General features: G+C 61.6%; 16 protein-coding genes. 2 read left to right on the forward strand and 14 right to left on the reverse strand.

The features are described from left to right. Nucleotides 1-33: 33 nt before the first annotated feature. The 5 genes from G8O24_RS02935 to G8O24_RS02955 form a co-directional block, all read right to left on the reverse strand. A complete protein-coding gene (locus G8O24_RS02935; protein ID WP_188096305.1) occupies nucleotides 34-798 on the reverse strand; it encodes an ABC transporter permease in 765 nt (254 codons plus the stop codon). Continuing rightward, nucleotides 798-1,583, reverse strand: coding sequence for an ABC transporter permease (locus tag G8O24_RS02940; protein ID WP_188096307.1), 786 nt, complete (start codon nucleotides 1,581-1,583; stop codon nucleotides 798-800). The genes G8O24_RS02935 and G8O24_RS02940 overlap by 1 nt, the downstream gene beginning before the upstream one ends. Continuing rightward, complete coding sequence (locus G8O24_RS02945) at nucleotides 1,580-2,425, reverse strand: ABC transporter ATP-binding protein (protein ID WP_188096309.1); 846 nt, start codon at nucleotides 2,423-2,425, stop codon at nucleotides 1,580-1,582. Before G8O24_RS02945 ends, G8O24_RS02940 begins: the two co-directional genes overlap by 4 nt. Before the next feature lie 122 nt (nucleotides 2,426-2,547). Beyond that, nucleotides 2,548-4,242, reverse strand: a complete 1,695-nt coding sequence (ilvD, locus tag G8O24_RS02950) for a dihydroxy-acid dehydratase (RefSeq protein WP_188096312.1) — start codon at nucleotides 4,240-4,242, stop codon at nucleotides 2,548-2,550. A gap of 73 nt (nucleotides 4,243-4,315) precedes the next feature. Next, a complete protein-coding gene (locus G8O24_RS02955; protein ID WP_188096314.1) occupies nucleotides 4,316-5,299 on the reverse strand; it encodes an ABC transporter substrate-binding protein in 984 nt (327 codons plus the stop codon). Nucleotides 5,300-5,477: 178 nt separating this feature from the next. On the opposite strand from G8O24_RS02955, the gene G8O24_RS02960 reads away from it, so the two are divergent. Continuing rightward, the gene (locus tag G8O24_RS02960; RefSeq protein ID WP_188096316.1) at nucleotides 5,478-6,386 is read left to right on the forward strand and encodes an NAD(P)-dependent oxidoreductase; all 909 of its coding nucleotides are present in this window, start codon (nucleotides 5,478-5,480) and stop codon (nucleotides 6,384-6,386) included. A gap of 6 nt (nucleotides 6,387-6,392) precedes the next feature. Here G8O24_RS02960 and G8O24_RS02965 read toward each other — a convergent pair whose 3' ends face one another. The 9 genes from G8O24_RS02965 to G8O24_RS03005 all read right to left on the reverse strand — a co-directional run bounded on the left by G8O24_RS02965 (nucleotide 6,393) and on the right by G8O24_RS03005 (nucleotide 12,066). Beyond that, the gene (locus tag G8O24_RS02965; RefSeq protein WP_188096318.1) at nucleotides 6,393-6,953 is read right to left on the reverse strand and encodes a flavin reductase family protein; all 561 of its coding nucleotides are present in this window, start codon (nucleotides 6,951-6,953) and stop codon (nucleotides 6,393-6,395) included. Nucleotides 6,954-6,962: 9 nt separating this feature from the next. Then, complete coding sequence (locus G8O24_RS02970; RefSeq protein ID WP_188096615.1) at nucleotides 6,963-8,192, reverse strand: acyl-CoA dehydrogenase family protein; 1,230 nt, start codon at nucleotides 8,190-8,192, stop codon at nucleotides 6,963-6,965. Between the two features lie 64 nt (nucleotides 8,193-8,256). Further along, the gene (locus G8O24_RS02975; protein WP_188096319.1) at nucleotides 8,257-9,525 is read right to left on the reverse strand and encodes a CaiB/BaiF CoA transferase family protein; all 1,269 of its coding nucleotides are present in this window, start codon (nucleotides 9,523-9,525) and stop codon (nucleotides 8,257-8,259) included. Between the two features lie 230 nt (nucleotides 9,526-9,755). Then, nucleotides 9,756-10,184, reverse strand: coding sequence for a GNAT family N-acetyltransferase (locus G8O24_RS02980; protein ID WP_188096321.1), 429 nt, complete (start codon nucleotides 10,182-10,184; stop codon nucleotides 9,756-9,758). A 65-nt stretch (nucleotides 10,185-10,249) separates the two neighbouring features. Continuing rightward, nucleotides 10,250-10,549 carry a hypothetical protein gene (locus G8O24_RS02985; protein WP_188096323.1) on the reverse strand — a complete coding sequence of 100 codons (300 nt, stop codon included), beginning with the start codon at nucleotides 10,547-10,549 and terminating at the stop codon, nucleotides 10,250-10,252. Beyond that, entirely contained in the window at nucleotides 10,546-10,929 is a 384-nt protein-coding gene (locus G8O24_RS02990) for a hypothetical protein (RefSeq protein WP_188096325.1), read from the reverse strand. The genes G8O24_RS02985 and G8O24_RS02990 overlap by 4 nt, the downstream gene beginning before the upstream one ends. Beyond that, a complete protein-coding gene (locus G8O24_RS02995; RefSeq protein ID WP_188096326.1) occupies nucleotides 10,929-11,171 on the reverse strand; it encodes a hypothetical protein in 243 nt (80 codons plus the stop codon). Before G8O24_RS02995 ends, G8O24_RS02990 begins: the two co-directional genes overlap by 1 nt. Continuing rightward, a complete protein-coding gene (locus tag G8O24_RS03000; RefSeq protein ID WP_188096328.1) occupies nucleotides 11,171-11,320 on the reverse strand; it encodes a hypothetical protein in 150 nt (49 codons plus the stop codon). The genes G8O24_RS02995 and G8O24_RS03000 overlap by 1 nt, the downstream gene beginning before the upstream one ends. Nucleotides 11,321-11,322: 2 nt before the next feature. After that, nucleotides 11,323-12,066, reverse strand: a complete 744-nt coding sequence (locus tag G8O24_RS03005; RefSeq protein ID WP_244645707.1) for a hypothetical protein — start codon at nucleotides 12,064-12,066, stop codon at nucleotides 11,323-11,325. Between G8O24_RS03005 and G8O24_RS03010 the strand changes: the two genes are divergently transcribed. Further along, on the forward strand, nucleotides 12,050-12,772 hold the full coding sequence (locus G8O24_RS03010; RefSeq protein WP_188096330.1) for a hypothetical protein: 723 nt from the start codon (nucleotides 12,050-12,052) through the stop codon (nucleotides 12,770-12,772). The genes G8O24_RS03005 and G8O24_RS03010 overlap by 17 nt on opposite strands. The last annotated feature ends 249 nt before the right edge of the window (nucleotides 12,773-13,021 follow it).

Here is a 13,021-nt window from a genome sequence, read left to right on the forward strand (position 1 = left end):
CACTCCCGGTCTTCTGGTTTCTTGTTCGTCAGGTCACGCTTCGGGGAAGCCCCGCAAAAGGTACGATCGCAACGCTCCCAACAACGCATTGAGGATCAACCCCAGCAGCGAGATCGTGATCAGCGGCACGAACATGTCGACCGCCTGGAACGTGCGGGCCGCGGTCACGAGCGCGTGCCCCAGTCCGTCGGTCGACGTGATCATCTCGGCTAGAAACACTACGATGCAGGAAATGACAAGGCCGATCCGGCACCCGGTCAGGATCGACGGCATCGCCGCCGGCAAGACGACCTTGAACAAAATCTCATAGCGCGGCGTTCCAGCCGCCATCGCCGACCAGATCAGCTTCTGCTCGACGGTTGATGCCCCGTAATAGGTCGACAGCAAGATCGGAAAGAGAGCGTCCGCCGCGACCAAGGTGATCTTCGATCCGTGGCCGAAGCCGAGCAGCAGCAACAGCGCCGGGTAGAGCGCGACCTTGGGCAAGGGCGCCAGCACGCGCACGATCGGACGAACCACGGCATTGGTCGCCGGGTTCACGGCGGCCGCAATGCCGATGCCGACGCCAAGGACGACCGCAATGGCAAAGCCGGCGAACAGCCGGACCAAGGTCGCCGCGATCTCCTGCTGAAACGTCCATGTCACGAGCTGTTGGAGCAGCCGGCCGAAGACAAAGCCCGGCGGCGGCAGCAAAACCGCCGGCGCGAAGCCGAATGATACCAGGGCCTGCCACAGCGCGATCACCAGCATGATCGGCACCAACCCAACGACGAGGCTTGGTGATAGAATACGGGACATCACGAGAAGCTCAGCGGCATGTCGAACTGGGGCTCCGACCACCGCACAAGCCCCGCACGGACCCGCTCGAAGATCGCATCGAGGCAGATGCCCATCGCTCCGACGATGATGATCATCGCATAAACCGTGTCGTACTGCCCCATGTCGAGCGCGTTGAACAGGATATTCCCTGCTCCCGACTGGCGAGCAATCATCTCGCTGGTGATCATCGTGATCAGCGCCAGCACCAGCCCGGTGCGACACCCCGTCAAAATCTCCGGCAGCGCGGCCGGGAGCACGATTCGGACCAGACGCTGCCAGGGTGAGAGCCCCATCGCAGCGCCAGACCACAGCATCTTCTCCTCGACAGCCTTGGCGCCTTCAAAACTGTGATAGATCACCGGCAGGCTGACACCGAGGAAGATCACCAAAATCTTCGTGGCTTCACCGACGCCGAGCCACAGCATGATAATCGGCATCAGCGCCGCCTTGGGAACAGGATAGATCACCATCAAGAGCGGATTAAAGAAGGATGCGACGGCCCGGCTGCGGCCCATCAGCAGACCGAGCGGAATCGATACCAGCACGGCAATGCCAAAACCGATCGCCATGCGGCGAAGCGACGCCAGGATGTTGATCAGCGATTCCTTGTCGCCAAGGATGTCCGGGATCGCGCGGACCGCTTCGAGCGCGGTCGGGAAGCTGTCGTTCTTCAAACCGAGCGACGCAAGCTGCCAAGCCGTCAGCAATCCGATGCAAGCCAGCACCGGCGCCGCGCGTCTTACGATGGTAGCCGGCGCGATCATGAGGGCGCGCCCGCGGCGTCGCTTTCATCGAACATGCGCTCGATGTCGACGACATATTTCTGATAGCGCGGATCCAGCAACAGCTCATTGCGAAGCCTCGGTCGCGGCAGATCGATATCGATGACTTCCCTGATGCGGCCGGGAGATTTCGACATCATCACGACCTTGTCCGAAAGGAAGACGGCCTCGTCGACCGAGTGGGTCACGAACAGCACCGTCTTGCGGTCACGCTCCCAGATGTTCAGGAGATCGTTCTGGAGCCGCGTCCGGGTATGAGCGTCGAGCGCGCCAAACGGCTCGTCCATCAACAGAACTTCGGGATGGTAGGCCAGCGTCCGCGCCAGCGCGACGCGCTGCTTCATGCCGCCTGACAATTCCTTCGGGTAGAAGTTCTCATAGCCCTTGAGTCCGACCATCTCGATCAGCGCGCGGCTCTGCGCTTCTGCTTCGGTGGCTCGCACGCCTTGCTGGCGCGGGCCATACATCACGTTGCCTAGCACGGTCTTCCACGGAAACAGCGCGAACTCCTGGAAGACCGGTCCACGATCCGGACCCGGCCCCATAATCGCCCGCCCCTTCATCTTCGCCGCACCGCTGGTTGGGCTGACGAAACCTCCGACGATATAAAGCAGTGTCGACTTGCCACAACCGGAGGGACCAAGGATGGAGACGAATGCCCCCTCTTCGATCGTCAAGGAAATGTCCGATAGCGCCAAATGATCCTTGCGCGCCGAGGTCTGGAAGACCTGCGAGACGCGGTCGATCTCGATGATCGCAAAAGCCGGCTTTTGTGACGCCACCGGTCTCATCCATTCGCTCGATTTCGAAGGCACGACCTTCATTCCGTCTCCCACTTCACTCGCACGCCAACGTCACGCAACCGATCTGCTGAATGTTCTTCATCAGCGGCACGAGCTTAGCAAGAAACCTGCCAGACGGGTCGTCACTCCGCACACGCGATGCATCAATCGAACCAGGGCCATTCCGCCGGTCCTTCGTGCGTGACCGCCCCGCCCGGCGCCTGACCGACCAGACGCGCATATTTTGCGAGCGCGCCAGCGCGATGGCGCGGCGGGCGTTGCTTCCAATCGCGTCGGCGTGCAGCAAGTTCCTGTTCGTCGACCAGCATGTCCATACGCCGCTTTGCGGCATCGATCCGGATCCTGTCGCCATCGCGGACGAGCGCCAGCGGACCGCCGACAAACGCTTCCGGGGATACGTAGCCGATGCACATGCCGCGTGTGGCCCCCGAGAACCGACCATCGGTGATCAGGGCCACCTTCTCGCCCATGCCCTGCCCGTAGATCAGTGCTGTGACGCCAAGCATCTCACGCATGCCGGGACCGCCCACCGGCCCTTCATTGCGGATCACCAGAACCTCGCCGGCCTTGTAGCTGCGATCGCGAACCGCGGTGACACACGCTTCCTCATCCTCGAAGACGCGCGCCACCCCCTCGAACAGCTGGCTCTTCAAGCCCGCAACCTTGATAACCGCGCCATCAGGGCAAAGATTGCCCTTCAGCACCGCAACGCCGCCATCGGGCATGATTGGCGCGCGGGCCGCGTAGACCACCTCGCCATCGGGCAGGTTCGCCACACCATATTCCTCCGCGAGCGTGCGTCCCGTAATGGTCAGGCAGCTGCCATCGATATGGCCGCTCTGGATCAACTCGCGGATCACGACGGCCGCGCCGCCGATGTCGTAGACGTCTTTGGCGGTGTACTTGCCGCCCGGCCGCAAGTTCCCGATCAGCGGCGTCCCGGCAAAGACCTCGCCGACATCGTCAATCGTGAATGCGATGCCGGCTTCGTTTGCGATGGCCGGTAGATGCAACGCCGCATTGGTCGAGCCACCAGTCGCAGCAACGATTGCCGCGCCGTTTTCCAGGGATTTCCGCGTCACGACGTCGCGCGGCAACGGCCCGCCACGCTCCAGCATCTCCATGATCAGGCGTCCGGCACCGCGCGAGATCTGTGCGCGCTCGGCATAAATGCCGGGCACCATCGACACGTTGGGAATGGTCAGGCCCATCGCTTCCGACACCATTCCCATCGTGTTCGCCGTGAACTGTCCAGCGCAGGCGCCAATCGTCGGCAGGCAGGCGCGTTCGATCCGCTCGAGCGTCGCCGCGTCGATCTCGCCGGTCATGAAGCTGCCAACGGCTTCATAGGAGTCGAGCACCGTCAGCGTCCGCCCATCCACGCGGCCCGGCAGCGAGCTGCCGCCATAGATGAAGATGGAAGGTACGTTGCAACGAACCATGCCCATCATCACGCCTGGGAGCGTCTTGTCGCATCCGCCATATCCGATCAGCGCGTCATAGGCGAGACCATGAACGACGGCCTCGATCGAGTCGGCGATCAACTCACGCGAAAACAGGGAGAACTTCATCCCTTCGTGGTTCATGCTGATGCCGTCGGATACCGAGATGGTCGAGAACTCGCGCGGCGTGCCGCCAGCCTCCTCGATTCCGGTCTTGGCTGCGGCCACCTGGAAGTCGTGGGTCATGTTGCAGGGCGTCTGCTCGCCCTTCATGCTGACAATGCCCACCATCGGCTTGGCAATGGCCGCATCATCCAGACCCATGGCGCGCATGAAGGCGCGGTGCGGAGCCCGGTCGAGTCCGTCAGTCGTTATCCGTGATCGTAACTTCTTCATGCTTGCATCATCTTCGTGCAACGTCGCGTACGCGGCGGGACGTTGCGACCTCATTCGCTGACGATCCGATCGCTTATTGCAACGGCGCGACGATCGTCGGGTGCTTGAACTGCGCCACATCCAGTTTCGGCAGCATTCCCGTCTCAGCATAGATATCCAGCATCTTCTGGATCGCGGGAAAATTGGGCGCCGCGCCGGGATCGCGCCCGAAATCGTTGTCCTTGAGCAGATAGGTTTCAAGCACGGGAAGCGGCGCCTTCAGCACTTCATTGACGACCTTCAAGGTCTCTTCGCGGTTCGCGAGCGCCTTCTTCATGCCCGAGGTAATGTCGCGGACATAAGCCTTCACCAGCTCCGGATTCTTGTCGACGAAATCGGCACGGCAGGCTTCTAGAATGTGCACGATGTTCGGCATCGCCTGCGACAGCGAGAACAGCTTTCGAGTGCCGCCCTTTGCCTCGGCCCGCGCCGCAAACGGCTGGTTCATGTTGACGGCGTCGACCCTGCCCTGGCGCAGAGCGTCCTCGGACACGGCAAAGCCGACTTCGACCAGCTTGATGTCCTTGGCCGGATCGACACCGTTTTGCTTCAGCAGCAGGTTGAATGGGCCCTGCGTGCCGCCGCCGATCACGGAAATGCCGACCGTCTTGCCCTTGAGATCGGCAATGGTCTTGATCGGGGAGTCATCCATCACCGCCCAATAGACCGAGAATCCACCGGGCTTCTCGAACACATGCTGCGCCACGATGTAGGCCTTCAGGTTGCCACCGACAACGCCGTTGGCCAGCGAAAGCGGCGCCTGCGTCGCGCAATCCAGAGCGCCCGCCGCTAACGCCTGCGTCATCGGCGCGGTGCCCTGAAACTGGGTCCATTCGATGTTGTAGGTCTTGCCGATATCAGGAAATTCGGCCGGCCTGCGCATCATCCAATATTTGGATTCTTCGGCCGGGATGGTCCAGCCGACGCGGATCGTCTGCTGCGCCCATGTGGGGCTCGCGCCCGAGATCATGGCCGCGAGAGCCCCTGTTGCCAGCATCCACCTCGAAACTGCCCGCATCGTGCCCACTCCGTTGCTTCGGCGCCGACCAGCGCCACCCAACCCGACCGGCCTAAATGTTTCATGGTTCAAACAATCAGGCAAGCCATGCAGGCCGGCCTGTTTCGCTGCGGGATGCGTTATGTATGGTGCGGTGGCGGCCGCGCGCCGCCGGCATTGCGAGAGAAGGAGGCAACCTATGGCTGATGCGAGCAAGGCGGACCCGCGGGGCGGCGAGAGGCTCGGCTATCTCGGCCTGGGATTGATGGGGACACCCATGACACGTCGGCTGCTCAAGGCCGGTCATCACGTCAGCGTCTGGAATCGTTCAGAGGGCAAGATCGCTCCTCTCGTCGAAGCTGGCGCAAAGCGCGCTGACACGCCCCGTGACCTCCTGGCGAACTGCGACATTGTCTTCATGTGCGTAACCGATGCCGCCGCCGTCGAGGAGGTGATTTTCGGGCCGGAGGGGCTCGCAGCGGCTCCAGGGGCGGGCAAGCTCGTGGTCGATTTCTCATCGATCCACCCCGACGCCGCACGCAAGCTTGCGACCCGATTGAAAGCTGCGAACAGCGCAAGCTGGATCGATGCGCCGGTGTCTGGCGGCACCAAAGGCGCCGAGGAAGGTACGCTGGCGATCATGGCGGGCGGAGAAGCAGCTGATATCGAGAGGGCGCGGCCCTACGTGCAGGCGATGGCGCGCAGGTTCACCCATATGGGTCCGACTGGCACCGGCCAGACCACCAAACTTTGCAACCAGGTGATCGTTGGATGCGCGATGGCCGTTCTCGCCGAAGCAACGCGACTTGCTTCGAACGCGGGGATTGACGCAAGCCGGTTGCCAGAGGCACTCGCCGGTGGCTTTGCGGATTCAATCCCGCTTCAGCTCTTCGTGCCGCGCATGGTCCAGGGTATTCACTCTCCGCCACTCGGCCACATCGCGACGATGCTGAAGGACCTCGACACGGTTGCCGACGTCGCTCAGGCAACGTCAACGCCGGTGCCGATGGCGACGCTCGCCGGCCAGATTTTCAGACTGGCCAAGGCGGCCCGCGGCGCCGACGCGGATGCTTTGGAGATCTACAAGCTCTCGGCGACGGGCCGCTGAAGGGCTTTACGGCGACTTGCGCTCGTCTTCGGCGAGAAAACGGCCATATGACCCCCGCGCAAACAACAGCGGCTCGTTCGCGTTGTAAGCATAGGCCTCGACGGCGCCGAGAAAGATCACGTGATCGCCACCATAATAGCGATTGACGGATCGGCACTGGAAATTCGCGACGCTCTCGGCAAGGACCGGCGCATTGCCGAGGCCCGGCGTCCAATTCACGCCGGCGAACTTGTCCTCGGACGATTTCGCGAATTTGTTTGCCAGCGCCTGTTGCGAGCTGCCCAGCACGTGGACCGTGAAATGGCTGGCGTTCTGAAACACGGTCAGGCTGGATGAATACACTCCAAGGCTCCAGAGCACCAAGGGCGGATTCAGCGAGACCGAGGCAAACGAATTGCAGGTGATACCATACGGCTTTCCGTCAGCCGCCGTGGCCGTGATGATCGTCACGCCCGTTCCGTAGGTACCGAGCGCATTGCGAAAATCACGCGGATCAATCTGCGAATTGTCGCTCGCGAATTCATTGGCCGGATCAGGAGCGGCCGGCTGCTTAGGCAGATCATTCATCAGCCGGCCTCACAAGGTGAGATTCTCGGACGGCAGGCCAAGGGCCACACGTCCGTAGTTGGTTCCGGCCGCATCGAAATTGAAAGCAAGGTGCGAATTGATCGCATGGGCATCTCGGAACTGGCGCTGCAGCACGCCCGTGGTGAACAGACCGCGCGCCCCGCTCGCAGCAAAGAGCATGGAAACGGCATCCGTGCACAGATTGACCGAGAATGCCCCGTCACGCCGATATTTGGTCTTCCTTGCCATATCTGGCGTGCGGTTGCGCCGCGCGTCCTCCATCGCCTCGATGCAGGCAGAACGCATGATGAGGCGCGCAGCATCGATCTTGGCGGAGGCCTCGGCGATCTTGATTTGCGTGCTTTGAAAGTCGCTCAGTTTGGCGCGGTTGTATGTCGATATGCGGTGACGCGCGACCTCCGCATAGTCGTCCAGGCACGCCTGCGCATTTCCGAGCGCGACGCCCGAAAGAACATAGGGAAACAGCGAGAACACTGGAAGCGCATACAGCGGATTGGGATTTACCTTGCTGCCAGGCGTCGCGCCACCCGCGAGATCCCCCACCGCGACCGTCATATGTTCGGGTACCAAGGCGTCCCTGACTTCGACATCCGACGACCCGGTGCCACGCAGCCCCGCGACGTTCCAGGTGTCGAGGATCTTGTAGTCGGCCTTGGGCAACAGAAAGATGCGGTATTCGATGCCATCGGCCTCATCGTCGGAGGCGACGACGCTAGCCAGCATGTTCCATGCGCAGGAGCCGACTCCCGACGAGAAGGGCCAGCTCCCGTGCAGCCGATATCCGCCCTCGACCTTCCTGGCACGGCCGGCGGGAAAGATGAACGATGACGCGATCAGCACATCGGGGTCCCCGCCCCAGACCAGATCTTGCGCACGCTGCTCGAACATGCCGAGCATCCAATGGTGACTCGCCAGATTGGCAAGATTCCAGGCCACCGATGCGTCGGCTTTTCCGAGCAGTTCGGCGCAATCGATTAGGGCAACGTAGTCGAGCTCGGCGCCGCCGACGCGCTTCGGCTGAAGCATCCGGAACAGGCCGGCGTCGTGCAGGTCGCGCTCGGTCTCGAGAGGCAGGTGCCGCAACTCCTCAGTTCGGGCTGCGCGTTCCCGCAAATGCGGCACGAGCGATCGGGCTTTGGCGACCATCGCCGCATAAGCTCGCTCGCCGGAATCTGTCGCTACCGACTGAACCTCGCTCGGCTCTTGACCACGCGCCATTCGTGTCCCTCGCTCTCGCCCATTTATGCGGCGAGAACCATGCCAAATCAAGCAGGAGCGGCGCTCAGGTCGATGTGCTGGCTTTGCGTAGCCCGAATGCCCCCTTTTCGGCCAACGCCGCAATCCGATTCTCATCGTAACCAAGCGTCTCGCGCATGACGTCTGCCGTATGTTCGCCCAGCAAAGGCGCGGCGACGGGATCGACCGCCGCCGTCAGGCTCATGCTGATCGGCGGCTCGATGTTTGGCACCCATTGCGCCGTGGGATGCGGGATGCGGCTCAGGCGCGCACGTTCGCGTGCTTCGGGTGCATTGAAACCCTCCTCGACGGTACGGAGATAGCCGACCGGAATATTGGCCAGTTTCATCTTTGCCATCCAGTTCTCGAGCGTGTCGCTGGCGAATACTTCCGCGATCGCCGCGCGCAGGAGCTCCTTGTTCTCGGATCTCGTTTTGCGTGTGGCAAATTGCGGCGCGTTGATGAGATCCGGCCGGTTCATCACCTCGACGACCAGCCGTCGATACAACCGGTCATTGGCGCAAGCCATGTAGAGCGGACCGTCAGATGCCTCGTAGACACCGACGGTGGGCGAGCCGCTCGGCGAATTGCCAAAGCGTCCGGGATTCTCGCCATTGATCAGATAGGCCATGCCGAAGAAACCGGTCATCCCCATGGCGACGTCGAATAGCGCGACCTCGACATGCTGCCCGCGACCGAGCCGATCCCGTGCCAGGAGCGCGAGCAGGATGGCATTGCAAGCCGACATCCCTGTCGCCATGTCGACAATCGGCGGGCCAGTACGAACCGCCGGACCGTCGGCAAACCCGTTGAGCGACATGAAGCCACTCTCCGCTTGCGTAATGGGATCGAAACCGGGGCGTGAAGCAAAGGGTCCGGTGCGCCCATAAGCCGAGATCGAGCAATAGACGAGCCGCGGATTGAGCGGTGCGACCGCCTCGTAGTCGAGGCCGAACTTCTTCATCACCCCGCTGGAGAAATTCTCGACAACCACATCCGCCTTGCGGATCAGATCCCGCGCGATCTCGCGCCCCTCCGGCACCGAGAGATCGAGTGCAATGCCGGTCTTATTGCGGTTCAGGCTGAGATAGGCCGCGCTCTCACCGCCGATTTCGGCGTGCTCATAGGCACGCGTGTCGTCGCCACCGTCAGGGTTTTCGATCTTGATGACACGCGCCCCGAAGTCGGCAAGCGTCTGTGTACAGGCAGGACCCGCGACCACGCGCGTGAAATCGATGACCAGCAGACCATCAAGTGCAGTTGGCGCTCCGGCCGCCCGCGACGGACGGACCGGCAATTGAGGCTTGGTGGACATCCCTGGAGCTCCCTTACATCGGCTTGTGCTCGCCGAATTTGCTGCAAGCGAACTTAAAGCCCGCCGACGCCGACTTCGCAAGTCTTCAGCTACAGCGCTTCAAGACGCAAAAAGCACCCGGCAGCGGTCAGGCTGCCGGGTTCTAGGGTGTTCCAGCTGGACGAGGTCGCACCTGGACTGGCGTATCCGATCTGACGGCGCATTCCGTTCCGCACCACGGGAAACCCGGTTCAGCGGAGCGACCGGCGCCAGTAGAGCGTGTGCGACCAGGCCCAGGGCACCTCGGGCTCGTAGAGCCGATAGCCCGCCTTGATGAAGTTATTCGCGGAGACGAGATTGTCCGTCGTGTCGGAGACGATCGCGTGCCACCCCATGCGCCGGCCTCGCGCTTCGACGGCCCGCATTAGTCGGAGCTGGAGCCCTCTGCCCCAGTGTCGTTGAATAACCCCGACCCTGGAGAAGTAGCCGCTGTTCCGCACATGGGTGGACGGCACGACGCCGGCAAAAGCGACCGCATCGTCGCCATGATAGGCGAGCCACCACGCTCCAAGGTCGAACTGCGGCATCGCCGCCGCATCGAAGAATGTCAGCCGATGCAGATCAGCCAGGGTGTCGACGACATCCTCATCAGACGCGTCGACCATGCGGATTCTGTACATGACGGGCCTTATCGGAATGAAACGATCAAGATCGGCCGTGCGTCGACTTCACCGCGACCAGAGCCTCATTTGCCCAGCACCACCTTCACGCCGAGCCAGACGGCTCCCATCAATCCGGTGGCAATCACCGTGATGACGGCCTTGAAAGTATAGCTTTGCGCCTGCTCCACGCTTTTTCGCCACCGCCGGAGATGCTGGAAATCCGCCCTCAGCTCCCTCCGGTCATCGTCTTCGATCCCGAAGGACGCCAGCACCGACGACACCGCCTTGAGCACGATCGCATCGATACTCTCTTGTTGAAATCGCTGGTGCTCCGCCAGCGTCTCGGTAACGATGGCCCTGATCTCGTCGTCTGGCAGCTTCATCGCTTGATGATCCTTGCAACATTCTCGAAACCGCGCTTCGTGAAGTAGAAGGAGACGACGAGGTTTGCAGTGATCGCCGCAAACCCCGCCAGAGGATCCGTCGATCCGAGGCCGAGAACCTTGTCCCAGACAAGGAGCTTCGCGAAATAGATCGTGACGCAGTATCCGATCAACTTGTCCGGTTCGTGCCAGTAGCCGAGTTCCGCCGTTCTGAACTGCGCGACGGCCTTGGTTTCCGCAGTCTGCGCCGCGATCTCGCTCGCTGCGAGATCCGCAGCAATCTTCGTGTCGACGGTCTCAGCCTTCAGCTTCGCGCTGTAGGCATCGACCAGCGCCTTGACGACGGGGCCGCCGAGAAACGAGATGATCGTCATCCACATCAGTCTTTCCTCCGAAGGGTTCGCAGCCGCGCGATAATGGTCACGACCGAGATCGCAAGCAGGATGCGTCCAGTGATCTTGACGTCGCCGATCGCCGCGCTGATCTGATCCTTGAGGCCGGGATCGCCCAGCGCGTCGGCAACATCGTCGACGATCGAAGCCAAAGCACCCGCGAGCGCGATGCAGTAGCTCCAGGCTATCGTCATGGAATGCAGACAAGCTGCCTTGATCTGGGTGAGCATCACAGCATGGCCCGCAGCGCGGCAAGCTTGGCCTCGAGCGATTTCACCTGGGCTTCGGTGCCGGTCACGAACCGGAGCAACGTGTCCTTGACAAGCCAGCAGGCACCGAAGCCGGCGACGAAGACGATGACGTCGAAAATGGTCGGCATATTCATTTCCTTCCTGAAATGGCTCTGATCAAATTGACGACGAACGCGCCGATCGAGCCTTTCGACGGGTTCGTCAATGAAGGCCTGGCGGGATCGGCGCTCGCCGAGCTCTTGGCGATCTTTGCCCCCGCAAAGCTGATGTTTGGATCAAGCTCCGTCAGCGCCATCAACAGCGCCGCACACCCCAGTTGGGGATCGACCTTGCTCGGATCGTAAACGCCGTCGCGCACGTACTTTCCGGCCCGATACTGGTCGGTCCCGGACCAGAGATAGGGCGACGGAACGGCGCGCGCTGCATAGCCAATGCCGTTGTAGGTCTCGAGCGCAGTCAGCGTGCCTGCGATCGACCAATCCTTATGATGCGCCAGGAAAGGTGGGCACTTGACCAGCGCATCGACCGCCGCAGTCTCCCAGGAGTCAAACGGACCCCGCCCGGTCGGAACGTGAATGGACACCCGATCCCAGGGGTCGCCTTGCGCCAGGGAGGCATTCCATTGCTGAGACGATTCACGCTCGTGAATGACGGCAATGGCCGGCCAGGGAACGCCCGTCAGTCGCTCCACGGCGCGATAGCGTTGCCGGGCCTTGTAAAGGCGCAGCGCGACATTGGCGGCCTCCGCCTTCCGGGTCGGCTTGGCATTTGCCCAGCGCTTCGCATTCGCCGCAGAGAGGGCGTTCAGGTCTACCATGGATTGACTCGGTTGGGGGGTGAAGTGATAGAAGCGCAAAATGCGCCAGTTGATCAAACAGAACGACACACTGCGGCGGCTGTATTACAGGTCGCGGCTGTGGCTACCCAAGTCGGAGGCCGACGAGGGAGACATCATTGCCAACTTGACCAAGGACTGCCCACGCACATTCATTGAATTTGGATTTCATCCGGTCGAATTCAATTGCATCAGGCTCGCTCAGAACCCGGAATGGCGAGGGTTGCTCGTCGACGGAAGCAAACAGCAAGCGGACGATGCCAGGGCGCTCTGGCCGGATCGAATCGATATTGTTCACTCGTTCCTGACACTCGACAATATCGACTTCATTCGAAATCAATTTCCTCAAGTTGGTGTGCTTTCGATCGACGTGGACGGCAATGACTATTGGTTCCTCAAAGCGCTGATCGGTCTTAGGCCCTCGCTTATCATCGCGGAGTACAATTCCACGCTCGGCCACGAACCAATCACTGTGCCATATGACCCGGCATTTGATCGCTTCCAAAAGCATCCGCGAGGCTGGTATCACGGTGCATCCCTGACCGCTTTGACCAAACTTTGCGCCGAACATGGTTATGGGTTGGCGGCAGGCTCTGACGGCAGTTGCAATGCCTTCTTTACAAAGACAGGCAAATTGAATCCGGCCGAGGTATGGAAGCCGAAAAAGCTGCGCGAACAGCTTTCCGGGGTTTCTCATATGGACCAATGGCAGAGCCTTAAAGATCTGCCTTATGTCCATGTATGAAGGTCCGGCTGCGACGGCATAGCGCGAGCTGCGTAGCGAATGTCGTTGTAGGTCTCGAGCGCAGTCAGCGCGCCTGCGATCGACCAATCCTTATGACTCGCCAGGAAGGACGGGCACTTGACCAGCGCGTCGACTGCCGCAGCCTCCCAGGAGTCGAAGGGAGCCCGCCCCGCCGGGACGTGACCGACACCCGATTCCAAGGGCGCTTTGGGCCAGGGAGGCATTCCATTGCTGGGAGGATTCTCGTTC

The organism is Bradyrhizobium campsiandrae, from assembly GCF_014529705.1.
Lineage (GTDB): Bacteria > Pseudomonadota > Alphaproteobacteria > Rhizobiales > Xanthobacteraceae > Bradyrhizobium > Bradyrhizobium campsiandrae.